This is a genomic window from Rhodospirillum rubrum ATCC 11170 (assembly GCF_000013085.1).
In the GTDB taxonomy this organism is placed as follows: Bacteria; Pseudomonadota; Alphaproteobacteria; order Rhodospirillales; family Rhodospirillaceae; genus Rhodospirillum; species Rhodospirillum rubrum.
The window spans coordinates 18,434-42,110 of sequence record NC_007643.1 but is presented as its reverse complement, the minus strand read 5'-3'; the positions used below and the strand labels follow the sequence as shown (position 1 = coordinate 42,110).

The 23,677-nt window shown below is 65.9% G+C and carries 22 protein-coding genes; 13 read left to right on the top strand and 9 right to left on the bottom strand.

Annotation, left to right across the window (positions count from 1 at the left end; genetic code table 11):
* The first annotated feature begins 134 nt into the window (after positions 1 to 134).
* The 7 genes from RRU_RS00195 to ccmI all read left to right on the top strand — a co-directional run bounded on the left by RRU_RS00195 (position 135) and on the right by ccmI (position 6,324).
* The gene (locus tag RRU_RS00195) at positions 135 to 854 is read left to right on the top strand and encodes a heme ABC transporter permease (RefSeq protein WP_011387799.1); all 720 of its coding nucleotides are present in this window, start codon (positions 135 to 137) and stop codon (positions 852 to 854) included.
* Positions 855 to 882: 28 nt separating this feature from the next.
* Positions 883 to 1,038 (top strand): heme exporter protein CcmD, encoded by a 156-nt coding sequence (gene ccmD / locus RRU_RS00190; protein ID WP_011387798.1) that lies wholly within the window; start codon positions 883 to 885, stop codon positions 1,036 to 1,038.
* Between the two features lie 120 nt (positions 1,039 to 1,158).
* Positions 1,159 to 1,620, top strand: a complete 462-nt coding sequence (ccmE, locus tag RRU_RS00185) for a cytochrome c maturation protein CcmE (RefSeq protein ID WP_011387797.1) — start codon at positions 1,159 to 1,161, stop codon at positions 1,618 to 1,620.
* An 85-nt stretch (positions 1,621 to 1,705) separates the two neighbouring features.
* The gene (locus tag RRU_RS00180; protein ID WP_011387796.1) at positions 1,706 to 3,721 is read left to right on the top strand and encodes a heme lyase CcmF/NrfE family subunit; all 2,016 of its coding nucleotides are present in this window, start codon (positions 1,706 to 1,708) and stop codon (positions 3,719 to 3,721) included.
* 25 nt (positions 3,722 to 3,746) lie between these two features.
* Positions 3,747 to 4,334: a DsbE family thiol:disulfide interchange protein gene (locus RRU_RS00175; protein ID WP_011387795.1), complete on the top strand. Its 588-nt coding sequence runs from the start codon at positions 3,747 to 3,749 to the stop codon at positions 4,332 to 4,334.
* Positions 4,331 to 4,843: a cytochrome c-type biogenesis protein gene (locus RRU_RS00170; RefSeq protein ID WP_011387794.1), complete on the top strand. Its 513-nt coding sequence runs from the start codon at positions 4,331 to 4,333 to the stop codon at positions 4,841 to 4,843. Before RRU_RS00175 ends, RRU_RS00170 begins: the two co-directional genes overlap by 4 nt.
* The gene (gene ccmI, locus RRU_RS00165; protein ID WP_011387793.1) at positions 4,840 to 6,324 is read left to right on the top strand and encodes a c-type cytochrome biogenesis protein CcmI; all 1,485 of its coding nucleotides are present in this window, start codon (positions 4,840 to 4,842) and stop codon (positions 6,322 to 6,324) included. The genes RRU_RS00170 and ccmI overlap by 4 nt, the downstream gene beginning before the upstream one ends.
* Positions 6,325 to 6,390: 66 nt before the next feature.
* Here the strand turns inward: ccmI and RRU_RS00160 are convergent, their stop codons facing one another.
* The gene (locus RRU_RS00160; protein ID WP_011387792.1) at positions 6,391 to 7,290 is read right to left on the bottom strand and encodes a LysR substrate-binding domain-containing protein; all 900 of its coding nucleotides are present in this window, start codon (positions 7,288 to 7,290) and stop codon (positions 6,391 to 6,393) included.
* A gap of 169 nt (positions 7,291 to 7,459) precedes the next feature.
* On the opposite strand from RRU_RS00160, the gene RRU_RS00155 reads away from it, so the two are divergent.
* The 3 genes from RRU_RS00155 to RRU_RS00145 are packed head-to-tail and all read left to right on the top strand — an operon-like array spanning position 7,460 to position 9,198.
* Positions 7,460 to 8,005 carry a hypothetical protein gene (locus RRU_RS00155; protein ID WP_011387791.1) on the top strand — a complete coding sequence of 182 codons (546 nt, stop codon included), beginning with the start codon at positions 7,460 to 7,462 and terminating at the stop codon, positions 8,003 to 8,005.
* A gap of 6 nt (positions 8,006 to 8,011) precedes the next feature.
* Positions 8,012 to 8,338, top strand: a complete 327-nt coding sequence (locus RRU_RS00150; RefSeq protein ID WP_011387790.1) for a hypothetical protein — start codon at positions 8,012 to 8,014, stop codon at positions 8,336 to 8,338.
* Between the two features lie 20 nt (positions 8,339 to 8,358).
* Complete coding sequence (locus RRU_RS00145) at positions 8,359 to 9,198, top strand: MBL fold metallo-hydrolase (protein ID WP_011387789.1); 840 nt, start codon at positions 8,359 to 8,361, stop codon at positions 9,196 to 9,198.
* 579 nt (positions 9,199 to 9,777) lie between these two features.
* Here the strand turns inward: RRU_RS00145 and mtgA are convergent.
* From mtgA to RRU_RS00115, 6 genes are all read right to left on the bottom strand, one after another.
* The gene (mtgA, locus tag RRU_RS00140) at positions 9,778 to 10,485 is read right to left on the bottom strand and encodes a monofunctional biosynthetic peptidoglycan transglycosylase (RefSeq protein ID WP_011387788.1); all 708 of its coding nucleotides are present in this window, start codon (positions 10,483 to 10,485) and stop codon (positions 9,778 to 9,780) included.
* Between the two features lie 6 nt (positions 10,486 to 10,491).
* Positions 10,492 to 11,835 carry a hypothetical protein gene (locus RRU_RS00135; protein WP_011387787.1) on the bottom strand — a complete coding sequence of 448 codons (1,344 nt, stop codon included), beginning with the start codon at positions 11,833 to 11,835 and terminating at the stop codon, positions 10,492 to 10,494.
* A gap of 14 nt (positions 11,836 to 11,849) precedes the next feature.
* Positions 11,850 to 12,389 (bottom strand): hypothetical protein, encoded by a 540-nt coding sequence (locus RRU_RS00130; RefSeq protein WP_011387786.1) that lies wholly within the window; start codon positions 12,387 to 12,389, stop codon positions 11,850 to 11,852.
* 122 nt (positions 12,390 to 12,511) lie between these two features.
* Positions 12,512 to 13,657 (bottom strand): trypsin-like peptidase domain-containing protein, encoded by a 1,146-nt coding sequence (locus RRU_RS00125; protein ID WP_011387785.1) that lies wholly within the window; start codon positions 13,655 to 13,657, stop codon positions 12,512 to 12,514.
* A gap of 124 nt (positions 13,658 to 13,781) precedes the next feature.
* Positions 13,782 to 14,174: a hypothetical protein gene (locus tag RRU_RS00120; protein ID WP_011387784.1), complete on the bottom strand. Its 393-nt coding sequence runs from the start codon at positions 14,172 to 14,174 to the stop codon at positions 13,782 to 13,784.
* 170 nt (positions 14,175 to 14,344) lie between these two features.
* A complete protein-coding gene (locus RRU_RS00115) occupies positions 14,345 to 15,013 on the bottom strand; it encodes a glutathione S-transferase family protein (protein ID WP_011387783.1) in 669 nt (222 codons plus the stop codon).
* Between the two features lie 209 nt (positions 15,014 to 15,222).
* On the opposite strand from RRU_RS00115, the gene RRU_RS00110 reads away from it, so the two are divergent.
* Positions 15,223 to 15,759, top strand: a complete 537-nt coding sequence (locus RRU_RS00110; RefSeq protein ID WP_011387782.1) for a MarR family winged helix-turn-helix transcriptional regulator — start codon at positions 15,223 to 15,225, stop codon at positions 15,757 to 15,759.
* Positions 15,756 to 16,262, top strand: coding sequence for a glutathione peroxidase (locus RRU_RS00105; RefSeq protein WP_011387781.1), 507 nt, complete (start codon positions 15,756 to 15,758; stop codon positions 16,260 to 16,262). The genes RRU_RS00110 and RRU_RS00105 overlap by 4 nt, the downstream gene beginning before the upstream one ends.
* 98 nt (positions 16,263 to 16,360) lie before the next feature.
* Here the strand turns inward: RRU_RS00105 and gltB are convergent, their stop codons facing one another.
* Complete coding sequence (gene gltB / locus RRU_RS00100) at positions 16,361 to 20,935, bottom strand: glutamate synthase large subunit (protein WP_011387780.1); 4,575 nt, start codon at positions 20,933 to 20,935, stop codon at positions 16,361 to 16,363.
* Positions 20,936 to 20,958: 23 nt separating this feature from the next.
* On the bottom strand, positions 20,959 to 22,416 hold the full coding sequence (locus tag RRU_RS00095; protein ID WP_011387779.1) for an NAD(P)-dependent oxidoreductase: 1,458 nt from the start codon (positions 22,414 to 22,416) through the stop codon (positions 20,959 to 20,961).
* Between the two features lie 353 nt (positions 22,417 to 22,769).
* Here RRU_RS00095 and RRU_RS00090 point away from each other — a divergent pair, with 353 nt between their 5' ends.
* Positions 22,770 to 23,618: an undecaprenyl-diphosphate phosphatase gene (locus RRU_RS00090; protein WP_011387778.1), complete on the top strand. Its 849-nt coding sequence runs from the start codon at positions 22,770 to 22,772 to the stop codon at positions 23,616 to 23,618.
* Positions 23,619 to 23,677: the final 59 nt, after the last annotated feature.

Below are 23,677 nucleotides of genomic sequence, written 5' to 3'. Positions count from 1 at the left end.
AGAGGCATGATCGAAATCAAGGACGCGCCCGCTGACCGAGCCCCATAAGGACAAAAGACCCAGCGGGGCGCGGGGTGGAAACCACCCCGGCCTTCGGCTAAGGTGACGCGCCTTCTCAAGGACAGACGGTCCAGATGCAAAAATTCGCCAATCCCACCCGCTTCCTGAAACTGAGCAAGGTTCTGGTGCCGTGGTGCGCCGGCCTGACGGCGGTGCTGTCGGTGGTCGGGCTGGTCTGGGGGCTGGCCTTCGCCCCGCCCGATTATCAGCAGGGCGAGACGGTGCGGATCATGTATGTTCACGTGCCCTCGGCCTGGATGGGCATGTTCGCCTATATGTTCATGGCCGCCGCCTCGGCGGTGGCGCTGATCTGGAAGCATCCGCTGGCCGATCTCGCCGCCCGCGCCGCCGCGCCGATCGGCGCTGCCTTCACCCTGATCTGTCTGGTGTCGGGATCGCTGTGGGGCAAGCCTATGTGGGGCGCCTGGTGGGTCTGGGATGCCCGGCTGACCTCGATGCTGGTGCTGTTCTTTCTGTATCTCGGCTATATGGCGCTGGCCAACGCCTTCGACGATGTGACGCGCGGCAATCGGGCGGCGGCCATCTTGTGCCTGATCGGCGCGGTGAACGTGCCGATCATCAAATTCTCGGTGGATTGGTGGAACACCCTGCACCAGCCGGCCAGCGTGGTGAAAATGGGCGGTCCGGCCATTGATCCCAGCATCTTGTGGCCGCTTTTGCTGATGGGCGTCGCCTTCCAGCTTTATTTCGCCACCGTTGTCCTGCTTCGTATGGAAAGCGGCATCGCCGCCGCCAAGGTGCGGGCACTGGGACTGCTGGAGGCCGGCGGCTGAGCCGCCCTTGGAAAGGGTTTTGAAGGTCATGGACATGGGGGGATACGGCGCCTACGTCTGGCCGGCGTTCGGACTGACCGCGCTGGTGCTGATCGGCTTGCTTGTCCAGACGCTGGCCGAACGCCGGCGCAACCGCGCCCGTTTGGAACAGCTGCGCGGCCTGCGACGCGATCGCCGCGACTGATCCCGCCCGCGATCGGGCTTCCGGGGCCACGCCGCCTCCCGCGCTTCAGCCGGGACGGGGCGGCGGGGAAGGACCGGGCACCGGCCGGGGACCAAGCGCCTTTTTTGGGAGAACACGGCGGTGACCCGCAAGAAACGTCGTCTTTATTTCGTTGTCCTCGGCATGCTGGCGCTGTTCGCCGCCGCCGGGCTGACCTTGACCGCCTTTCAGGATAATCTGGTCTTTTTCTACAGCCCGACCGATCTCCAGGAAAAAGGCGTGGACCAGGGCCGGCGTTTCCGTGTGGGTGGTCTGGTCGAGGAAGGCAGCGTGGTGCGCGACGGCGAAACCGTGCGCTTCATCGTCACCGACCTGATGAACACCGTGACCGTCCGCTATACCGGCATGCTGCCCGACCTGTTCCGCGAGGGTCAGGGCGTGGTCGCCGAAGGGGCGATGGATGGGGCGGGCACCTTCGTCGCCGCCAGCGTTCTGGCCAAGCACGATGAAAACTACATGCCGCCCGAAGTGGCCGAATCGCTGAAGGCCTCGGGCAAATGGCAGCACGGCCCGCCGACCGCCGCCGCCGCCCCGGCCCCCTGACGCCGCCCACGCCGACCGGAAAAGGGCACCCTCCCGCCCTCTCCGGCCCGCCGCCTTTTGGCCCCTTTGCCCGGAGCTATCGCCCATGATCGCCGAGCTTGGACATTTCTGCCTCGTGCTCGCCCTGTTCGTCGCCCTCGTCCAGGCGGTGGTGCCGATGGTTGGGGCGCAGCGCGGCAATCTGGCGTGGATGGACTTGGCGCGCAGCGGCTCGGTCGCCCTGTTCGGCCTGATCGTTCTGGCCTTCGCCGCCCTGACCTATTGCTATGTCGTCAGCGACTTCTCGGTGATGAACGTCTTCGAGAACAGCCATAGCGACAAGCCGATGCTCTATAAGGTCTCGGGCGTCTGGGGCAATCACGAGGGGTCGCTGCTGCTGTGGATCCTGATCCTGTCGGGCTTCAGTCTGGCGGTCAGTCTGGTCGGCGGCAATCTGCCCCCCGCCCTGCGGGCCCGCACCCTGTCGGTCCAGGCGATGATCACCTGCGGCTTTTTGCTGTTCATCTTGTTCACCTCCAATCCCTTCGCCCGGGTGCCCGGCCTCGAGGTTCCCTTGAATGGCCGCGGCCTTAACCCGCTGCTCCAGGATCCCGGCCTCGCCTTCCATCCGCCCATGCTCTATGCCGGCTATGTCGGCTTCTCGATGGCCTTCTCCTTCGCCATCGCCGCCCTGATCGAGGGCAAGGTCGATGCCGCCTGGGCCCGCTGGGTCCGCCCGTGGACGCTGGTGGCCTGGGTCTTCCTGACCTTCGGCATCGCCCTGGGCAGTTGGTGGGCCTATTACGAACTGGGCTGGGGCGGCTGGTGGTTCTGGGACCCGGTCGAGAACGCCAGCTTCATCCCCTGGCTATCGGGCACGGCGCTGCTGCATTCGGCCGTCGTCGTCGAGAAGCGCGACGCCTTGAAATCCTGGACGATCCTGCTGGCGATCGTCACCTTCTCGCTGTCGCTGCTTGGCACTTTCCTGGTGCGTTCGGGCGTCATCACCTCGGTTCACGCCTTTGCCACCGATCCCACGCGCGGCCTGTTCATTCTGGGGCTGCTGCTGGTCGCCATCGGCGGATCCTTCACCCTTTACGCCGTGCGCGCCCCGGCGCTGAAGGGCGGCGGGCTGTTCGCGCCGATTTCGCGCGAAGGCGGGCTGTTGATCAATAATCTGCTGATGAGCACGGCCTCGGCCACGGTGCTGCTCGGCACGCTGTATCCGCTGATCGCCGACGCCCTCGATTTGGGCAAGGTCACGGTGGGCGCGCCGTTCTTCAACCGGGTCTTCCTGCCGCTGATGGTGCCCTTGCTGGTGCTGATGGCGATCGGCCCGCTGCTGTCGTGGAAGCGCGCCGATCTGCGTGGGGCGCTCGGCCGGCTGAAGGGCGCGCTGATCGTCGCGGCGCTGGTTTTCGCCGGCACCTTCCTGGCGACCGGGGGCGGTCTGGCCCAGGTCGGCGCCGCCGCCGGCATGACCCTGGCCGCCTGGGTGCTGGTCGGCACCCTGGTCGAACTGGCCGATCGGATCCGCTTTTTGCGCATTCCCTTAGCCGATTCGCTGCGCCGCCTCGTCGGTCTGCCGCGATCGACCTGGGGCATGGTTCTGGCCCATGGCGGCATGGGGCTGGTGGTGATCGGCGTCGTTGGCAATACGGCCTGGAAGGCCGAAAGCATCCAGACCCTGCGCCCGGGCGAAAGCCGCGAGCTGGCCGGCCATACCTTCACCCTGCAAGGCGCCGCCCCGATCCAGGGCCCCAATTACGAGGCGCTGCGCGGCGATATCCTCCTGTCGCGCGAGGGCGAGACCCTGGCCCGCTTGGCTCCCGAGAAGCGGCTTTACACCACCCCGCCGATGCCGACCACCGAGGCCGGGATCCACAGCAACGGCCTGTCGGACTATTACGCGGTGATCGGCGATCCCACCGACAACGGCGGCTTCGTCACCCGCTTCTATTACGAGCCGGCGGTGCCTTTCTTGTGGTATGGCGCCTTGTTCATGGGCCTGGGCGGACTGGTCTCGCTGTCGGATCGCCGCCACCGGGTGGGGGCGCCAACGGCGCGCCGCGTCTCCCCGGCCAAGACCGCCAGCCCCCCCGCCCCCGCCCCGGCGGAATAAGGCCCCTTTTGCAAGGTCCGACGCGATGACCTCTCCCGATCCCCAAGCGTCTTCCCCCGCCCGTTCAGGCGGTCGCCGCTGGGTCTATTTCCTGCCGCTGGCGGTGCTGGCCGGATTGACCGGGCTGTTCCTGTTCGGTCTGGGCAATGATCCCAGACTTTTGCCCTCGCAGCTGATCAACCGGCCCTTGCCCGAATTCGCCCTCGAAGCGCCGCCGGGACGCGACCGGCCGCTGACCTCCGAGGTGCTCAAGGGCGACGTCAGTCTGGTCAATATCTTCGGCTCGTGGTGCGTGGCCTGCTTGCAAGAACACCCGGTTCTGCGCCAGATCGCCGCCGAGGGGGTGGTGCGCATCCATGGCATCGACTGGCGCGAGAAGAACCCGGCCGACGGCATGGCCTGGCTGCGCCGGCACGGCGATCCCTATGACGCCGTCGGCCAGGATCCTGACAGCAAGCTGGCGATCGATCTGGGGGTGACCGGGGCGCCCGAGACCTTCGTCGTCGATGCCCAGGGCGTCGTCCGCTACAAGCATGTCGGGCCGATCACCCAACAGGACTGGACCGAAAAGCTCAAACCCCTGATCGCCGATTTGAGGAAGGCCGCCCAATGATCCGTCGCCTGTTCGCCATCGCCGCCCTGGCTTGGCTTCTCGCCCCGGGAGCGGCCCTGGCCGTGCTGCCCGACGAACAGCTTGCCGACCCCGCCCTGGAAGGCCGGGCGCGGACGCTGAGCCAGGGGCTACGCTGCGTTGTCTGCCAAAGCGAGAACATCGACGAATCGAACGCCGAACTGGCCCGCGACATGCGCATCCGTCTGCGCGAATTGCTGGTGGCGGGCAAAAGCGATGACGAGGCGGTGGGCTATATGGTCGAGCGGTATGGCGATTACGTGCTGATGAAGCCGCCCTTCAAGGCGACCACCCTGGCGCTGTGGCTGGGCCCTTTCGCCCTGCTGCTGGTCGGCGCCCTGGGGATCGGCCTTTATTACCGCCGTCGCGGACCGATAGGCGCCGAAAGCGCCCCCGCCGCCCTGTCGGCCGCCGAGCGCCAGAGGCTTGATCACCTGCTGGCCGACGACGAACCGCCCACCCCGCCCGGCGACCGGGAGGCCGGCCGATGATGTTCTGGATCCTGGCCATCGCCCTGGCCGTCGCCACCTGCCTGCTGCTCGCCCGCCCGCTGTTGCGCCGCGACGGCGCCCCGCCGCCCCGGGCGCGGGGGGAGTACGATCTCGCCGTCTACCGCGATCAGCTTGGCGAGCTTGAGCGCGATGTCGATCGCGGCCTGCTTGGCGCCGATCAGGCCGAGGCCGCCCGCGTCGAGGTCGAGCGCCGCATGCTGGCCGCCGCGCCGCCGCCGCCCGCCGCGTCCGATACGCCGCAGGCGCCGCCCCCGTCCGCCGGTGGGGACGGCCGCAAGGCCGTGCTTAGCCTGATCGCCCTGGTTCCGCTGGCGGCTTTGGCGCTTTATCTTGTCGTCGGCAGCCCCGGCCGACCCGATGTTCCCCATAACGAGCGCTTGGCCCAACTCCACGAGGAGCAGCGCGACCAAACCGCCCAGAGCGCCGATCAGATCGCCCGCCTGCGCGCCGCCCTGGCCTCTGACCCCGATAATCTGGAGGCCAAGCTGCTGCTGGGCAGCGCGCTGGCCCAAAGCGGCGCCCTGGCCGAAGCCGCGCCGCTGCTGGCCGAGGCCGCCCGCGCCGCGCCCGACTCGCTGGCCGTGCAAAGCGCCTATGCCCAGTTCCTGGTGATGGCCCGCAACGGCCAGATCGCCGATGACGCCCATGGGGTGCTGGTCCATATCCTGGGGATCGACCCCGGCGACGCCCGCGCCCGCTTCTTCCTGGGGCTCGAACGGCTGCAGATGGAAGACCCCCAGGGCGCCCTGGCGATCTGGCGCGATCTTCAGGCCGACAGCCCGGCCGATGCGCCGTGGATGGCGATGATCGCCGAGAACATCGCCCAGGTCGCCACCGAGGCCGGGATCGAGCCGCAAAGCATTCCCCCCCGCCATCCCTTGGCCCTGCTCAACGACGACAAGCAGGCCACCGAAGGCCGGACCGGCGCCCCGCCCAAGCCCGCACCCGCCAAGCCCAACCCCGCCGCCGCCGCCACCGCCGGGACCGTCCCCGCCGCCGAACGCGAGCGCATCGAGGTGATGGTCGATGGTCTGGCCAGCCGCTTGGCCGACCAGCCCGACGACGCCGATGGCTGGATGATGCTTGGGCGCAGCCGGATCGTCCTCGGTCAGCCCGACGCCGCCGCCGAGGCCTATGGCCGCGCCGTTGCCCTGCGCCCCGATGATCTTGACGCCAAGCGCCTTCAGGCCCGCGCCCTGCTGGCCGGCGCCCAGACCAAAGCGCCCTCGCCGGCCAAACCGGCGCCGCCGCCGCCGGCGGTCTTCACCCTGATGGCCGATATCCTGGCCGGCGCCCCCGAGGACCGCGAAGCCCTGTTCTTCGTGGGCCTGGAAGCGGCCGAAAAAGGCGACTCGGAACGCGCCCGCAGCCTATGGACTCGGCTGATCGCCGCCCTCGACCCCCAATCGGATCTGGCCCTCGAACTGCGCAAACGCCTGGACGCCCTGCCCCCCGCCTAAAGAGAGGGGGGCTCGTTCCCCCCGTTTGTCAGGGCCGAAGCGCGGGCCAGAGGCAGCGGGCTGGCATCAAGGCGTTGGATTTGCAGATCGCGCTTCCTTGAGAAGCCACTTTGCAAAAACCTGTAGCGGACCGTCACTCAATCCGATCGGCTCGGGCAGGATGAGGCAGAAGGTCTTGGAGATCGACTGACCATCAGGCCAAGGCGCGATCAATCGGCCTTCCGCCAACTCGGTTTCGATATAGAGGCGCGGCACCAGGGCGACGCCAAGTCCCGCGAGCGCGGCCTCGATCAGCATAATGTGAAGATCATAACGGGGACCGATCGCAGGATTGGTCAGAACGAGTCCGGTTTCCTGGGCGTAGCGTTGCCAAGCATCCGGGTTCTGACGTCGATGAAGGCGCGGCAATTCATCCAAGGATACCGCTCCTTCCCCTCCCCCGAGAAGCGCCGGATGGCAAACCGGAACCAAGGTCTCATGCAACAGACGGTGCGTTCCCATTCCCGTCCAAGCAGGATGCTCGAAATGGATCGCGGCATCGAAACCGCTTCCGGCAAGCACAAAGGGCTCCATCCGTTCGGCAAGATGCACGATGATGTTCGGGTGCTCTTGCCTGAACCGTGCCAAGCGGGGAATGAGCCAGCGGGCGGCGAAGGTCGGGATGGTGGCGATGTCGAGGCTCGCGCCATCGCTGGGTTGCCCCATCAGATAGCGACTATCACGCTCCAGTCGGTCGAGTGACTCGCGCACCTGAGCCGCATAACGCTCGCCATTTGGCAAAAGCCGGACACGATTACCAACCCGCGCGAACAGCGTGACGCCGAGGAAAGCTTCCAGCCGGCCTATCTGGCGGCTGATCGCCCCTTCGGTCAGGCCCAGTTCGTCAGCCGCGCGAGCAAAGCTCCCATGACGCGCCGACGCCTCGAAGGCCATGAGTGCAGAATTGCTGGGAATCTTGCGGCGCATGAGGGTTCCTGACGGGATGGCTCGGCATTCGATCCGCCACCACCTTGATATTAGATCACTGAAGCGCGATCCGTTGTCGATATATGGGCGAATATCGGCCGTTTATCATGAGAAAATATCAACGATAGACAAGGCCCGAAGCTCCGCGCTTTCGGTCGAAGGGGGTGTAATGATCTATACGGTGGAATGCGGTTTTGCCGATCCGGACAGCGAGGCGGACTGGAACGACTTTTACAGCCTGGAGAAACTGCCCGCCCTCATTTCGGTAAGCGGTTTCCATACCTCACAGCGTTTCAAGGCGTTGAGCGGTGGCTGCCCCGTTTATCTCGCCCTTCATTCGATTGATGGCCTCGATATTCTGACGGGCGATGAATACCGCCAGAAGGGCGGCGGCAATTTCGCACGCTGGCAGCGGCACATCACCGACTGGCATCGGAACCTCTATGGCGGCCTCGACCGCGCGCCGGCCCTTGGTGAGGGCGACTATCTGGTCTTAAGCGCCACAGGCCCCGAACCTCTGATCCGGCTGGGCCTCACCCCACAAGCGATGCAGGCGGTCGCTATGGAGAAGGTCCCGGAATATCGCTGGCTCGCCAAAGGAGAGCGCGGCAAGACGCCTGACATCGGGCCTCTCCCGGAAGGGGTCCATGTCTATGCGCCGATGACGGCGCAATTAACGCGTGACAATAACGACGCCTTCGAGAAGGCACGGTAGACTCCAATGCCGAATATCACGATCCACATCCCGGCGGACAAGATGCCGCCGGACGAAGCGCTCGCAGACCTCACGGAGCACTGCGCCGAACTCTGCACGGGCATTCTTCGGGCCGCCTTGGGGAATGTGCATATCCTCTATGTCGCTGTTCGGCACGGCCGGGGGCACCCGGTCTTCGCGGAAATCCACTATCGCCTTGAACCCTTTCGCACGCCGCCGGTCATGGAACGGTTCATGAAAGGGCTGGACGACGCCATAAAGGACACTCTCGGCCTGACCGCGCGCATCCGTTGCTTTGGCTATGCGGCGTCGAGCATTCACGCGCGAAACTGAGCCGATACCTGGAGAAAACGATGTCTAGCCTTAGATTTCCCACCCAAAACGTCGGTGATTTAACAATCACCGCAGTCAGCGACGGCTCTCTCCACGCCAGTTTCGATTTCCTCGCCAATATCGCCCCGGCCGACGCCTCCCGTATGCAGGAAAATGCCGGGATAAAGGATCATACCTCGATTCCTATCAACGCCTACCTCGTGCGCGGCGGCGGTCGCACGGTCCTGATCGACGCGGGAGCAGGAGGGGTCAAGCCGGGGGGCGGTCGATTAAAAACCAATCTGCTGCTCGCTGGCATCCAGCCTGCCGCGATTGACACGATCTTGGTGACGCATGCCCATCCCGATCATGTCGGGGGGCTGATGGACGCTTCAGGAGAAGCCGTCTTCCCCAACGCCGAGCTTGTCGTCCGCCATCGGGAAGTCGCGTTCTGGCAGGATGACGGCAATCTGAGCCGCGCGCCCGAGCGCGCCCGTGGCAACTTCCTCGTGGCGCGTCAGGCGTTCAACGGCTACCGCGATAGGCTGCGCCCTTTTGAGGGCGGCGAGGTGCTGCCCGGCATCACCGCGATGCCACTGCCGGGACATACGGCCGGACACACCGGCTATCGACTCGATTGCGGTGACAAGAGCCTACTGGTCTGGGGCGACATCGTTCATTTCCCGCAGATTCAGGTTCCGCGCCCCGAGGTGTCGATCGCGTTCGATCAGGATACGCATCTCGCCGCCGCGACACGAACAAGGCTGCTGGATCTCGCTAGTTCGGAGCGGCTGCTGATCGCCGGTATGCACCTTGGCGAACTCGGCTTCGCACACATCGAGCGAACGGGCGAGAACTATGCCATCGCTTATGAGCAATGAGCGTGGCGCCAAGTCCGCACCCATCACGAGCGGGAGGCGTTCCTTGCCGCTCTCGATCCGATCCCGGCGGGAGGAGCCCCTGCGTAGTCTTACCGTGTCATAAAGACGGCTCGGTGTTTGGTCCCGAAGTGTGATGACGCATCCTCGATCCTGACCCTTAAGGAGGAGGATGCCCTATGAATCACAACAGATTTACCTCGGAAACAGGGAATTCTCTTCTGAGCGAAAGTCGTCCACACGGCCTAAGCGTTCTGCGAACTTGGGCCTCATCAAAGTCGATCCCATGCTTTTCACGGTTCGCGGCGCTCTTGTCGGTGCGCTTCACGTGCCGCTTGATCCCAAGCCCGCGAGGGCCCGCTCTTGACTCCCATCCGCCTTAAGAACAAAAAAGGAACATCATTTCCTTTGTCCGGTGGACCGCCATGCTCCAGGCCACCCCATCCCCCTTGCCCCGAAGCGCCGCGCGGCGATGACCGTCCTGCGGCGGCGGATCGGCAAGATCGGGGTGGGCGGAGTCGAAGGTCCGACGGCGGCGACGCCCGGCGGGCGGGGAGTTTTTCCGCTGACCCCCGTGGGGGTTTACCCGCAGGCGCCATCCTTGCCCAGGTCGACCGCGCCCATGCGGGCCTGGATGGTCGCGGCGCGGCGGCTGACATAGGCCCCCGGACGACCGGCCGACCATTCGCGGGGATTGGGCAGGACCACGGCGAGCAGGGCCGCCTGACGGGGCGACAGGGCGGCGGCCGAAACGCCGAAATGGTGGCGGGCGGCGGCTTCGGCGCCATAGATCCCCGGACCCCATTCAACGATATTGAGATAGACCTCCAGGATGCGCCGCTTGGGCCACAGGGCTTCCAGCAGCACGGTGTCATAGGCCTCCAGCCCCTTGCGCAGCCAGTTGCGGCCGTCCCACAGCATCAGGTTCTTGGCCGTCTGCATCGAAAGGGTGCTGGCGCCCCTTAAGCGGTCGCCGCGCTGATAGTCGCTCCAGGCCTTTTCCAGTTCCTTGGTATCAAAGCCGCCATGCTGGCAGAAGCGGCCATCCTCGCTGGCGATCACCGCCCGGCGTAAAGCCGGGGCGATCGCTTCAAGGGGCACCCAGTCCTTGGCCAACCCCTCGCCTTCGAGCAGGCGCAGCACCATCAGCGGCGTCGCCGGCACCGGCGCCACGCGGAACACCATCAGCAGGCTCAGCGGCCAGCCGAGAAAGACGATGAAAAGGCCAAGCAGGACAAGGCGCCCCCAACGCCAGCGCCCGTCCATCGTCCGCATGCGGGGAAAGCCCATCGCCCCCTACAGCACCTTGCCCTGGCGGAGCGATTCGAAAACGCCGCCGGCGACGGTGCGCAAATCCATCTCGTTGCGCACCAGCCCGCTTTTCAGGGCGTCGCGCTGATACTTGAAATTGTTGTTGAACTTCTGGGGCAGGGAACTCCACACCGGCAGGCGCGAGCTATCGGACAGATAGAAGGCGTATTCGGCCTCTTTGAAGGTCTCGCGACCGAAGCGCAGGATATCCTTGATGATCTCCTGATCGTTCATTTGCAGGAAGGTCGCCGACAACTCGGGGGTGACATAGCGGCTGAAGGGGCCAAGCGCCGGCAACAGATGCTCGGGTGTGTTGACGACATTGCGCAGGCCGGCGGGGTCGTCGAAAATCGCCCAGATGCGGTCGCCAAAAACCGGCGCCACCAGATGGATCAGCTTCTCGGCGTTCGGCCCCATGATCCGCAGCTCATCGATGGCCTTGTGATGGCTGCTCATCAGATCGCGGAAAACCCGGGATTCCTCTTCAAGAAGCCGGGCCTCGTCTTCCTCGCTCAACCGCTGATCGGGCTCGTCCCGGCCGCGTTTGGGCTTGCGCAGCTTCAGCTTGAATTCGGCATAGATCCGCGCGCAATTGCGCAGAACGCTGATATCGCCCTCGGTCAGTCCGGCCAGGAACAAGATCTGGTCGGGCTGATTGAAGCGGGCGATCAGATCGCCCAGAACCTCGGCCTGGGTGCGGCGCAACTGGGCATAGGCCGGGATCAGGGCGAATTGATCAAGCCGGCTGAGGTGGGGCTTCAAGGCCTCGTAAAGCCCATGGCTGGGGCAGCGCGTCAGGAAATCCTGGGGATTGAACACCGGTTCGCGCTTGCGCCCGAACAAGCGCGAGAACAGCCCCTTGGGGGCCTCCTCCTGTTCCTTGCGCCAGCGCGCCTGGGCGCGCTTGGCCTCGGCGACGGCCCAGGCGCCTTGATTGCGGGTGAAGACGACCCGGGCGGTGGCATAAAGATGGGATTGGACGATCTGATCGAAGCTGCGCCCACAGGGCGCGATCGGATCGGCGCGATTGTCCACCACTCCGCCGTCCGGAGCGGCGAACAGATCGGAAAATCCCTCGCGATTGCGCAATTCCCAGGCCATGCCAAGCAGGGTCGGCACCAGTTCCGGGGCGGCGGCCAGCACCTGATCGACGGTCTGCCATTGGCCGAGCCGGGTGGCCAGTTCGGCATGGCCGGCGCGTTCAAGCAGGGCGCGCATCAGCACATAGCCTTCCTGCACCCTGCCCTTCACCTTGACCGGTGCCGGACGCGAGGCGGACGCGGGGGGGGCGGCGGAAGCGGGAGCGGATTTGGTCGAGGCGCGGGCCATGAATAAGGCTCCCTTCAGCTTGCCGGGGAACTGGACAGATCAAGCAGGCGCGGGGCGCGCTCGATAATCTCGTTCAAGATCCGCTCGGCGGCTTTTTGCTGGTGCAGGGTTTCCTCCTCGACCTTTCCGCGATAGCGCTCGCTGGTCAGGATCTTGTGGGCATCATAGAGGGTCTTGATCTCGTGCAGGAAAACCTCGCGCGAGCCAAGGGGCAGATGTTCCTCCTCGGCGATGGAGCGCAGGAATTTAAGCGAGCAGTCCATCAGCGTCGACCAGATCAGCACGGTCAGACTATCGAAGCGGTCCTTGGCCTCGCTCCGCCGCTGGGGGTCGGGCAGCATTTCAACGCGGCGTTCGATGACGATGGAAAAGGCCAAACATTCGGTGGTCAGCATGCGGGTGCGGGCGTAATCGGCGAAGCGCGGCGGATGATCGCCCTGGCGATCGAGAACCGTCGCGCTGCGCGACAGGGCCAGGATGCGATGTTCCAGAATGGTAAGGAATTCCGCAAGTTCGCCCGAACGGCGGTCTTCCTGCCTGGAGGAGGGGGTCATGCCACGAATCCGACGGAGGGAATGGCCAAACCAAAGGAAAAGGGCTGGGCAAACCCCGGCCGCTCCCCCTTCGGAGGCCCTATCTTAAGCATCCCCGGCCCCTCCGCCAAGGGCTGGTGGCGTCATGAGCCGATGCGGGCCTGAAGATCGAAGGATTTGCCCTCGCGCATCACCGTCAGCCTCACCCGGTCGCCGATCTGGGCAAGGCCAATCTGGCGGCGCAGCACCTCGGCGGTTTCCGAAGGCCTGCCGTCGACCGCCAAGATCACATCGCCGGTGCGCAGCCCGACTTTTTCGGCGGTCGATCCCCGCTCGACCGCGGCGATGATAACCCCGGCCGCCCGGGGCAGGCCCAGGCTTTCGGCCACGGCCGGACTGACGGTCTGGATCGACACGCCAAGATGACCGCGCCGAACCGTTCCGTCCTTGAGGATCTGTTCCATCACCGCGCGGGCGATATTGCTGGGAATGGCAAAGCCGATGCCGACGCTGCCGCCGCCCGACGACAAGATCGCGGTATTGATGCCAACCAGATCGCCCCGGGAATTGACCAGGGCGCCCCCGGAATTGCCCGGGTTGATCGACGCGTCGGTCTGCAGGAAATCCTCGTAGCCGTCGGGGATAACGCCGCTGCGCCCCTTGGCGCTGATCACCCCGGTGGTCACCGTTTGGCCCAGACCGAAGGGATTGCCGATGGCGATGGTCAGATCGCCAACCTGGGCCCGATCCGAATCGGCCAGATGCAAGGCGGTCAGACGATCGGCCTTGACGCGGAGCACGGCGATGTCGGTGCCGGGATCGCTGCCCAGCAGCGTCGCCTTGAGCACCCGGCGATCCTTGAGGGTGACGGTGATATCCTCGGCGCCGTCGACGACATGGTGGTTGGTCAAGATGGTGCCGCGCACCGCATCGACGATCACCCCCGACCCGGCCGATACCACCGTGCGCTCGCGCGGGCCTTCGGCCCCGGGCGGCACGCCGAAGAACTGGCGAAACAGCGGATCGGACAGCAAGGGATTGGGCCGCGCCGCCACCGTGGCCTTCACCGCGATATTGACCACCGCCGGAGTGACGATCTCAAGCGTCGGCGCCAGGGTGAGCACGCCCTCCTCGCCAACCATGAACACGGGGGTGAGCGCCAAAGACGGCCCCAGACCGGCCCCGGCGGCGGCTGGCGCGGGCGGCAGGGCGCCGGCCGGACCGATCGTCGATAAAACCAGGGCCGCACCGCCAAGCATGGACCAGACACCGCACCGCCTTCGCGTCATCGCAAAAACCTCCTCGCACGACTATCCCAAGGGTGGAAACCAGCGCCGGGCGGCGACCACCGCCCCCGAGAGCAATCCCCCAGCGATCGGGACGAGAAGAGGGCGGCAATGGGTCGCTCCCCCCTCAGGATCCCAGACCGGCGGCCTGCCGATACCCCTCCAGCACCTGGGGATCGGCGAAGGCCCCCGCAAGCAGGCTGACGGCCATCAACACCGCCGCCTCATCCCAGCGCGTCAGATGATCCTGCCAAATCGGCTCGCGCCGCAACGAGGCGACCAGACACGACGCCAGGGCGGCGAAGTTCAACAGCGAGGCCAGGGCATGGGGAAGCAGGCCATCGGGCATCGTGCGGGCGACGATCAGGGCGAAGCCGAGAAAGACCGCCAGCCGCAGCATCCCGGGAATATTGGGATCCATCATGCGCCCGGGCCCCTGCCCGGGCTCGGGGTGCTGGGATGGGCGCTCGGTCAGGGGTTTGCGATTATCGGTGGGGGGATTCAACTTTCGCTCGGTCATGGCCAATGTCCTCCCTGAGCAACCTTGGCGTCCACGAATGGGGGGGCGAGGAAGGGTCCCGGTAAGACAAGGCGATCCTTCCGGCCATGCCGATATGGGCCGGCGGAGCCGCCCCGTCAACGCGTGAGGGTCCAGGCGGTGGCGACGACGACGGCGATCGGCAAAAAGCCTTAGAAATCCAGATCGGCGTAATGGCGGGGGGGGCGGATTGGCGAAATCGTCTCGGTCAGCAGCGGCCGGAAACTTGGGCGCGACTTGACCAGGGCATACCATTCCTTGGCCTGGGGATGGTCTTCCCACGGCACATCCCCCGCATAGTCGATCAGCGACAGATGGCAGGCCGCCGTGATATCGGCATAGGTCAGCATATCCCCCGCCAGCCAGCGCCGGCGGTCGATCAGCCAGGAGATATAGCGCAGGTGGGTATGGACATTGGCCCGCCCGGCGCGGATCTGCCGGCTGTCGGGGGCGCCGCCGGAAATCACCCGCTTGAGCAGCTTTTCGCGCACCAGCGGCTCGGTCACCTCGCGGTTGAACTTGCGGTCGAACCAAGCCACCAGCCGCCGCACCTCGGCGCGCATGGCCGCAGGACCGCCCAGCAACGACGGTTCGGGATAGACCTCTTCCAGATATTCGCAGATCGCCCAGCCATCGGTGATGGTCAAACCATCGGCCTCGACCAGCACCGGAACCTCGCCTTCCGGGTTCATCGCCAGGAAGGATTCGTTGCGAATCCAGGTCTCTTCGATCACGGCTTCGTAATCGAGCCGCTTTTCGGCAAGGGCGACCCGGACCTTACGGGCCGCCGGGGAGAGCCCATGGTGATAAAGTCTTCGCATGACGCCAAATTAGGCGCCGCACCCGGCTTGGCAAGCGCGAAATGCGCCAAGGGGACGGGCCGCTTCGGGAAGTCTAAGATCGGGCACCGCCCCAGGGACGAAAACCGCCAAAAGCGCCCTCGCCTTTCGCGCCGCCGCCCCTGGCGTCGCCTTCGATTGCCCACGATATTATCGTTTCCCACATCCCCCGCGCCGGAGGCGCCGCCCCCATGCCCGTTCCGCCCATCCTCGCCTGTTCCCCGTCCCGATCCGACCCCGGCGCGGTCGCCGACGAGGATCTGGCCCTGCGGCTTGATCGTCAGATCTGTTTTCCGCTCTATGCCGCCTCGAATCTGATGACCCGCCTTTACCGGCCGCTGCTCGAGTCCCTGGGCCTGACCTATCCGCAATATCTGGTGATGATGGTGCTGTGGGAGGTGTCGCGCTGCCGGGTTGGCGATCTGGGCGCCCGGCTTCATCTCGACAGCGGCACGCTGACGCCGCTGCTCAAGCGCATGGAAGCCGCCGGCCTGGTCAACCGCCGCCGCGACAGCGCCGATGAACGCCGGGTCGAGGTCTCGCTGACCGAGCACGGCCAAGCCCTGCGCCTGAAGGCGCGCAGCGTGCCCGAAGGGGTGATCACCGCCCTGGATCTGCCGCGCGAGCGCGCCCTGGCCCTGGGCGAGGAACTGCGGGCGCTGGTTGACGTTCTGGCGACCGCCCTCGACCACCGGACCACCCCTTCCCCCCCAGGAGACAAGCGATGAGCCCGCTTTACGACATCGAAGTCACCACCCTCGACGGCGCTCCCCAAACCCTGGCCGACTATGCCGGCAAGGTTCTGCTGATCGTCAATGTCGCCAGCAAATGCGGCTTCACCCCCCAGTACAAGGGACTGGAAGCCTTGCAGCGGCGCTATCGGGACCGGGGGTTTTGCGTGCTCGGCTTCCCCTGCAACCAGTTCGGCCATCAGGAACCCGGCGACGCCGGGGAGATCAAATCCTTCTGCACGCTGACCTATGACGTCAGCTTCCCGATGTTCGCCAAGATCGACGTCAACGGCCCCGACGCCCATCCGCTCTATCGCCTGCTCAAGGCGGAGGCCAAGGGGCTGCTGGGCAGCGAGGCGATCAAATGGAACTTCACCAAGTTCCTGGTCAGCGCCGATGGCGAGACCATCTCGCGCTTCGCCCCCACCGACACCCCCGAAAGCCTGCGCGCCCGCATCGAAGCGCTGCTGCCTGCCGCTCAGGGCCCCCTAGGAGCTTAACATTCTGGATCAGATCGCTCGGGATTTGCTCTGAACGACGCCGGCCCGCCTCGGGAAGGAGGCGGGCCGGGTTGAAAGGCGGCGATGCTTAAGGGCGCTTACGCGGAAACCTTCTCGGCCTCGGCCACGCGGGCCGGGATCGCCAGCCGGTTGACCATCTCCTTGGGCACGATCTGCCAGAAATTGCCGATCTCGCGCCCCCAGTCGGCCAACAGATGCTCGGCGTATTTCGACTGGGTTTCGCTGACATGCTCGGCGATCAGATCGCGCAGCACCCCGGCGTAATGGGGAACCTCGATGCGCTGCCAGATCACCGAATCGGGGTTGACCCGCAGCGGGAAGGTGTTCTGCGGATCATAGACGAAGGCCATGCCCCCGGTCATGCCGGCGCCGAAATTGGCCCCGACCTGACCGAGAATGACCACGGTGCCGTTGGTCATGTATTCGCAGCCGTTCGAGCCGCAGCCCTCGACCACCACCTGGGCGCCCGAGTTGCGCACGGCGAAGCGTTCGCCGGCCTGACCGGCGGCGAACAGTTTGCCGCTGGTCGCGCCGTAAAGCACCGTATTGCCGATGATGGTGTTTTCGTTGGTTTGCAGCGGGCTCGACACCGCCGGGCGGACGACGATGGTGCCACCCGACAATCCCTTGCCGACGTAATCGTTGGAATCGCCAAAGACTTCCAGCTTCAGCCCCTGAACGGCGAAGGCGCCCAGCGACTGGCCGCAGGAGCCGCGCAACCGCACGGTGATATGGCCCGGCTCAAGCCCGGTCATGCCGTATTTGATGACGATGCGGTGGCTAAGCTTGGTGCCGATCGCCCGGTGGGTGTTGCGCACCGTATAGGTGAGCTGCATCTTCTCGCCGTCGTCGAGCGCCGATTTGGCATCGGCGATCATCTGGGCGTCCAGGGTTTCGGGAACCTCGTTGCGGCCTTCCATGGTGCAGATATTGGGGCCAGACCCGGTATCGGGCTGAACCAGGATGGGGTTGAGATCGAGATCGTCCAGATGGTCGGCGCCCCGGCTGACCTGCTGGAGCAGATCGGTGCGCCCGACCACCTCATCGAGCGAGCGCATCCCCAGCGAGGCCAGGATCTCCTTGACCTCTTCGGCCATGAAGCTGAACAGGTTGACCACCTTTTCGGCGGTGCCGGTGAACTTGGCGCGCAGATCGTCGTCCTGGGTGCAGACGCCGACCGGGCAGGTGTTGGAATGGCACTGGCGGACCATGATGCAGCCCATGGCCACCAGACTGGTGGTGCCGATGCCGTATTCCTCGGCGCCGAGCATGGCGGCGATCACCACGTCGCGCCCGCATTTGATGCCGCCGTCGGTGCGCAGCGTCACCCGGTGGCGCAGGCGGTTGAGGGTCAGCACCTGATGGACCTCGGCCAGACCGATCTCCCAGGGCAGACCGGCATGCTTGATCGAGGTCTGCGGGCTGGCGCCGGTGCCGCCCGAATGGCCCGAGATCAAGATCACATCGGCATTGGCCTTGGCGACACCGGCGGCGATGGTGCCGATGCCCGAGCGCGAGACCAGCTTGACGCAGACCTTGGCGCGCGGGTTGATCTGCTTCAGGTCATAGATAAGCTGGGCCAGATCCTCGATCGAATAGATATCGTGGTGGGGCGGCGGACTGATCAGCATCACGCCCGGCGTCGAATGGCGCAGCTTGGCGATCATCTCGGTCACCTTGAAGCCGGGCAACTGCCCGCCCTCGCCGGGCTTGGCGCCCTGGGCGACCTTGATCTCGATTTCGCGGCACTGGTTGAGGTATTCGGCGGTCACGCCAAAGCGCCCCGAGGCGACCTGCTTGATCGCCGAATTGGCGTTGTCGCCATTGGCGGCGGGCTTGTAGCGCTCGCGCACCTCGCCGCCCTCGCCGCTGTCGGATTTGGCGCCGATGCGGTTCATGGCGATGTTCAGCGTGCCATGGGCCTCGGGCGACAGGGCCCCCAGCGACATCGCCGGGGTCACGAAACGGCGGCGGATCGAGGTGATGCTCTCGACTTCCTCGATCGACACGCCGGTGGTGCCGGGCTTGAAGTCGAGCAGGTCGCGGATGGTGATCGGCGGCAGCTTGCGCAGACCGGCGGTGTATTTCTTGAAGGTCTGATAGCTGTCGGTCGCCACCGCCTGCTGCAGGGTATGGATCAGATCGCCATCGAAGTGATGGGCCTCGCCGCCCTGCTTGCGCACCCGGTAGAAGCCGCCGACCGGCAGCACCACGGCCGCCGCGCCGAAGGCCTTGGCGTGCTGTTCAAGCACCTTCTTCTGGATGCCAGCCAGACCGATGCCCGAGATGCGGCTGGTCAGCGACGGAAAGTATTCGGCGACCAGCGAGCGCGACAGGCCGATGGCTTCGAAGTTGCAGCCGCCGCGATAGCTGGAGATCACCGAGATCCCCATCTTCGACATGATCTTGAGCAGGCCTTCGTTGACCGCCTTCTTGAAGCGCTTCATCGCCGCCTCAAGGGTGACGCCCTCGTCGAACAGGCCGCGGCGCAGGCGGTCGGCGATGCTTTCCTGGGCCAGCCAGGGGTTGACCGTGGTGGCGCCCACGCCGATCAGCACGGCGAAGTAATGGACATCGAGCACCTCGGCGCAGCGCACGTTGAGCGAGGTGAAGGTGCGCAACTGCTCGCGGATCAGATGGGTATGCACCGCGCCGGCGGCCAGGATCATCGGGATGGCAACGCGGGTCGCCGAAAGCGCCGTGTCGGTCAGCACCACATGGGTGCAGCCGCCGCGCACGGCCTCCTCGGCCTCCTGCTGCACGCGGACGATGGCATCGCGCAGCCCGGTCGGCCCGCCATCGGGCGAGAAGGTGCAATCGACCTCGGCCACTGTTTCGCCCATCGACCGGCGCATCGCCTCGAATTCGGCGGTGGTCAGCACCGGGCTTTCAAGCTGGAGCAGATCGCACTGGCTGGCGTCCTCGTCGAGGATATTGCCAAGATTGCCCAGACGGGTCTTCAGGCTCATCACCCGGGTCTCGCGCAGGGCGTCGATCGGCGGATTGGTGACCTGACTGAAGTTCTGGCGGAAGAAGTGGTGCAGCGCCCGGTAATGGGACGACAGCACGGCCAGCGGCGCGTCGTCACCCATCGAGCCCAGGGCTTCCTTGGCGTCGGCGACCATCGGGTGAAGGATCAGTTCCAGATCCTCCATCGACTGGCCGCAGGCGAGCTGGCGCCGGCACAGGTCCTCGGTCGACAGCGTCGCCGGTTCGACGACATCGGTGCCGATCTGGCCTTCCAGCTCGGTGATCTTGCCCACCCACTCGGCATAGGGCTCGCGGGCGGCGAGCACGTCCTTGATCTCGCCGTCCTCGTAAAGCCGCCCCTCGCGCAGATCGACGGCGACCATGCCGCCGGGGCCCAGGCGCCCCTTGCGCAGAATATCGGACTCGGGCACCCGCACCATGCCGGTTTCCGAGCCGACGATCAGCAGGCCGTCGGTGGTGATGGTGAAGCGCATCGGCCGCAGGCCGTTGCGGTCAAGGCCGGCGACCACCCAGCGCCCATCGGTGGCGGCGATCGCCGCCGGGCCGTCCCAGGGCTCCATCACGCAGTTGCAATAGCCGATCAGCGCCTTGTGGTGATCGGGCATCAGGGCGTTCTGGGTCAGGCTTTCGGGGATGACCATCGCCTTGACCATCGGCGCCGGCCGGCCGGCCCGGCACAGCAGCTCGAACACGCCGTCCAGGGCGGCCGAATCCGACCCGCCGGGCTGAACCACCGGCTTCAGATCCTCGATGACCTCCGCGAAGAACGGCGAGTCCATCCGCGTCTCGTGGGCCTTCATCCAATTGATGTTGCCCGTCAGCGTGTTGATCTCGCCGTTATGGGCCAGCATGCGGAAGGGCTGGGCCAGACGCCAGGTCGGGAAGGTGTTGGTCGAATAGCGCTGGTGGTAGATGGCGAAACTGGAAATGAAGCGCTCGTCGAGCAGATCGGGATAGAAGCTGGTCAACTGCTCGGCCAGGAACATGCCCTTGTAGATGATCGACCGGCACGACAGCGAACAGATGTACAGCTCGCCGACATTCGAGGCCAGGGCGTGCTTCTCGATGCGCCGGCGGATCACGTAAAGATCGCGCTCGAACTGCTCGTCATCGCCGCCCCGGGTATTGGCGATCATGATCTGCTCGATCTCGGGGCGGGTGGCGTTGGCCTTCTCGCCGATCACCGAGGTGTCGACCGGCACCTGACGCCAGCCATAGATCGAATAGCCGAAGCTCAGGATCTCGCTTTCCACGATGGTCCGGCAGACCTCCTGGGCGTTGAGATCGGTCTTGGGCAGGAACACCATGCCCACCGCCACCCGGCCGGCGCGCGGCTCGTGGGTGGTGCGGCGGATATGCTCCTTGAAGAAATCCTGGGGGATCTCAACGTGGATGCCGGCGCCATCGCCGGTCTTGCCGTCGGCGTCGACGGCGCCGCGGTGGAACAGCACCTTCAGCGCCTGGATGCCGGCCTCGACCACCGACCGCCGGGGCTTGCCATTGATCGAGGCGACCAGACCGACGCCACATGAGCTGTGCTCATGGGCCGGATCATAGGCGTGGGCGGCTTCCAGGCGGGCGGCGTCGCGCTGCCAGCGGGCGACGAAGGCCTCGCCCGATTCGGGAGCCGACGCGGAAAGGCGTTCGGAAGACTGGGTCATCGGCGGGGTCCTTCCCGTTTCTCTCAGGCGTTGACCAGGGGGGCGGCTTTGGCCGGCGCGGCGGCGGCCTTGGCGACCAGATAGCGGCGGATGCCTTCGGCGGCGTCGCGGCCGTCGCGGACGGCCCAAACCACCAGCGAGGCGCCGCGCACGATGTCGCCGGCGGCGAACACCCCGTCGAGCCCGCTCATTTTCGAGACCGGATCGATCTGGATGGTGCCCCAGCGGGTGATCGGCAAGCGCGGCTCGCCAAACACCGCGGGCAGATCCTCGGGCTCGAAGCCCAGGGCCTCGATCACCAGATCGGCCTCGAGGGTGAATTCGGAACCGGCGATCGGCTGGGGCGACTGGCGGCCGGTGGCGTCGGCGACGCCCAGATGCATGCGGTGGGCGCGCACGCCCGTCGCCCGCTCGTCACCAAGCACGGCTTCCGGGGCGGTCAACCAGACGAAATCGACGCCCTCTTCAACGGCGTTGATCACCTCGCGCTGCGAGCCGGGCATATTGGCCCGGTCGCGGCGATAAAGACATTTGACCGAGCGCGCGCCCTGACGGATGGCGGTGCGCAGACAGTCCATCGCCGTATCGCCGCCGCCGATCACCACCACCGCCTTGTCCTTGGCGTCAAGGGTGCCGTCCTCGAAGGCCGGAACCCGGTCGCCCAGGCCGGTGCGGTTCGAGGCGATCAGGTAATCAAGCGCCTTGGTCACGCCGCGCAAGCCGGCCCCGGGGATCGACAGCCCGCGCGCCTTGTAGACGCCGGTGGCGATCAGCACGGCGTCGTGGGTCTTGCGCAATTCCGGCAAGGAGGCGTCGCGGCCGACCTCGAAATTGGTCTTGAAGATCACCCCCGAGCGCGCCAGCAGATCGACGCGGCGCTCGACGACGGATTTCTCCAGCTTGAAGCCGGGAATGCCATAAACCAGCAGACCGCCGATGCGGTCATAGCGGTCATACAGCGTGACCTGATAGCCCTGGGCGCGCAGCTGCTCGGCCGCGGCCATGCCCGCCGGACCGCCGCCGATGATGCCCACCGACTGCTCGCGTTCGCGCAAGGGAAGGATCGGCTTGACCCAGCCGCGCTCCCAGGCGGTATCGGTGATGAATTTCTCCACCGCGCCGATGGTCACCGCGCCGTGGCGCGACTGCTCGAGCACGCAAGACCCCTCGCACAGGCGATCCTGGGGACAGATGCGGCCGCAGATCTCCGGCATCGAATTGGTCGCCGAAGACAGCGCATAGGCTTCTTCAAGGCGGCCCGCGGCGGTCAGCATCAGCCAGTCGGGGATGTTGTTTTGCAAAGGGCAATGGATCTGGCAGAAGGGAATGCCGCACTGCTCGCAGCGCGAAGCCTGATCGCCCGCCGCATCGGGGGTGAAACGGCCATAGATCTCGTCGAAATCGACGCGGCGCGTTCCCGCCGACCGCTTGTCGGGGGTGCGCTGGTCCAGCCGGGTGAACTGGAGCATCTTGCGGGCCATCGGCGACTCTCCCTGGTGGCGATCTGGCGAATAGGAACGGCTGTCGGCGGGTCATCTTGGGCAAGGCCGCCGGCGGCGCCGGTCGGGCGCGGCGGCAAGCCGGGGCGCCGGCAACTGGGCCGGGCGTTTCCGTTTCTTAAGGCGCGAAACCGTCGTCGCCAAGAAGAAATCGACAGATCGTAATCCCATGCGAACCATTTGGTTCCGAAGGTTCCTTAAGCCTTACATCCCCTCAGCCTTGGCCGGATGGCCCTGGGAAAATTAGTAAGCCTTCTTGACCTTTCATCCCCCTGTGCCCACAAAACGGCTGGTGTTATAACGCGACCAAGCCAATATTTTGTGGGTGCCCCTTCGTGCTCCTTCTGCAAATTGTGGTTCTGGCGCTGATCCAGGGCATCACCGAAGTCCTTCCCCTCAGCTCCACGGGCCATCTCGCCCTGCTGCCCTTGCTGACTCCCTGGCCGTCGCCAACCACATGGCCCGACCAAGGGGTAGCCCTGGATGTCGCCGTCCACCTGGGGACCCTGGGCGCCGTCGCCCTTTATTTCTGGCGCGACGAGGCGGCAATGATCGGCGGTTGCCTGCGGTTGCTCAAGGGCAAGCGCGATCCCGGCGCCCGCCTCGCCTTTCTGGTGGTTCTGGGCACCCTGCCCGCCGTCGCCACGGTTTTGCTGCTGGCCCATTTCGCCGGACCCATCGCCAGCCCCGGCCTTGCCACCATCGGCTGGACGACCCTGGGCTTTGGCCTGCTGCTTGGCGTCATCGACCGCCTGTGCATGACGGTCAAGCGCGTCGAGCACATGGGGGGGATCGATTGCCTGCTGATCGGCCTCGCCCAATGCTTGGCCCTGCTGCCCGGGGTCAGCCGCACCGGCGTGGCGATGACCGCCGCCCGGCTGCTAGGCTATGAGCGGGTGGAGTCGGCGCGTTTTTCCATGCTGCTGTCGATTCCGGCCATCGCCGGAGCGGCCACGCTGGTCGGCCTTGATCTGGCTCGCGTCGGTCAGTCGGCGATGGCGCCGGCGGCGCTGATCGCCGCCGTGACGGCCTTTTTGGCGGCCTTCCTGGCGGTGGCGGCGATGATGGCTTGGCTGCGCCGCCACGGCTTCGGCCCCTTCGTCGCCTACCGCGTCCTCCTGGGCGCCGCCCTGCTCGCCCTTGCCTATCTGGGACCCGATCTGGCGCCGTTCCTAGTCTCTTGATAGGGGAGCCAATCGTCGCCGCACTTTGGTCCGGAGTGCTCGGGATTCGCTCTGCTCAG

What these genes read in the sequence shown, in the direction of transcription:
- RRU_RS00195 (WP_011387799.1), top strand. Translation starts at nt 135, where the DNA reads ATGCAAAAATTCGCCAATCCCACCCGCTTCCTGAAACTGAGCAAGGTT.
- ccmD (WP_011387798.1), top strand. Translation starts at nt 883, where the DNA reads ATGGACATGGGGGGATACGGCGCCTACGTCTGGCCGGCGTTCGGACTG.
- RRU_RS00180 (WP_011387796.1), top strand. Translation starts at nt 1,706, where the DNA reads ATGATCGCCGAGCTTGGACATTTCTGCCTCGTGCTCGCCCTGTTCGTC.
- RRU_RS00175 (WP_011387795.1), top strand. Translation starts at nt 3,747, where the DNA reads ATGACCTCTCCCGATCCCCAAGCGTCTTCCCCCGCCCGTTCAGGCGGT.
- RRU_RS00170 (WP_011387794.1), top strand. Translation starts at nt 4,331, where the DNA reads ATGATCCGTCGCCTGTTCGCCATCGCCGCCCTGGCTTGGCTTCTCGCC.
- ccmI (WP_011387793.1), top strand. Translation starts at nt 4,840, where the DNA reads ATGATGTTCTGGATCCTGGCCATCGCCCTGGCCGTCGCCACCTGCCTG.
- RRU_RS00160 (WP_011387792.1), bottom strand. Translation starts at nt 7,290, where the DNA reads ATGCGCCGCAAGATTCCCAGCAATTCTGCACTCATGGCCTTCGAGGCG.
- RRU_RS00155 (WP_011387791.1), top strand. Translation starts at nt 7,460, where the DNA reads ATGATCTATACGGTGGAATGCGGTTTTGCCGATCCGGACAGCGAGGCG.
- RRU_RS00150 (WP_011387790.1), top strand. Translation starts at nt 8,012, where the DNA reads ATGCCGAATATCACGATCCACATCCCGGCGGACAAGATGCCGCCGGAC.
- RRU_RS00145 (WP_011387789.1), top strand. Translation starts at nt 8,359, where the DNA reads ATGTCTAGCCTTAGATTTCCCACCCAAAACGTCGGTGATTTAACAATC.
- mtgA (WP_011387788.1), bottom strand. Translation starts at nt 10,485, where the DNA reads ATGGGCTTTCCCCGCATGCGGACGATGGACGGGCGCTGGCGTTGGGGG.
- RRU_RS00135 (WP_011387787.1), bottom strand. Translation starts at nt 11,835, where the DNA reads ATGGCCCGCGCCTCGACCAAATCCGCTCCCGCTTCCGCCGCCCCCCCC.
- RRU_RS00130 (WP_011387786.1), bottom strand. Translation starts at nt 12,389, where the DNA reads ATGACCCCCTCCTCCAGGCAGGAAGACCGCCGTTCGGGCGAACTTGCG.
- RRU_RS00125 (WP_011387785.1), bottom strand. Translation starts at nt 13,657, where the DNA reads ATGACGCGAAGGCGGTGCGGTGTCTGGTCCATGCTTGGCGGTGCGGCC.
- RRU_RS00120 (WP_011387784.1), bottom strand. Translation starts at nt 14,174, where the DNA reads ATGACCGAGCGAAAGTTGAATCCCCCCACCGATAATCGCAAACCCCTG.
- RRU_RS00115 (WP_011387783.1), bottom strand. Translation starts at nt 15,013, where the DNA reads ATGCGAAGACTTTATCACCATGGGCTCTCCCCGGCGGCCCGTAAGGTC.
- RRU_RS00110 (WP_011387782.1), top strand. Translation starts at nt 15,223, where the DNA reads ATGCCCGTTCCGCCCATCCTCGCCTGTTCCCCGTCCCGATCCGACCCC.
- RRU_RS00105 (WP_011387781.1), top strand. Translation starts at nt 15,756, where the DNA reads ATGAGCCCGCTTTACGACATCGAAGTCACCACCCTCGACGGCGCTCCC.
- gltB (WP_011387780.1), bottom strand. Translation starts at nt 20,935, where the DNA reads ATGACCCAGTCTTCCGAACGCCTTTCCGCGTCGGCTCCCGAATCGGGC.
- RRU_RS00095 (WP_011387779.1), bottom strand. Translation starts at nt 22,416, where the DNA reads ATGGCCCGCAAGATGCTCCAGTTCACCCGGCTGGACCAGCGCACCCCC.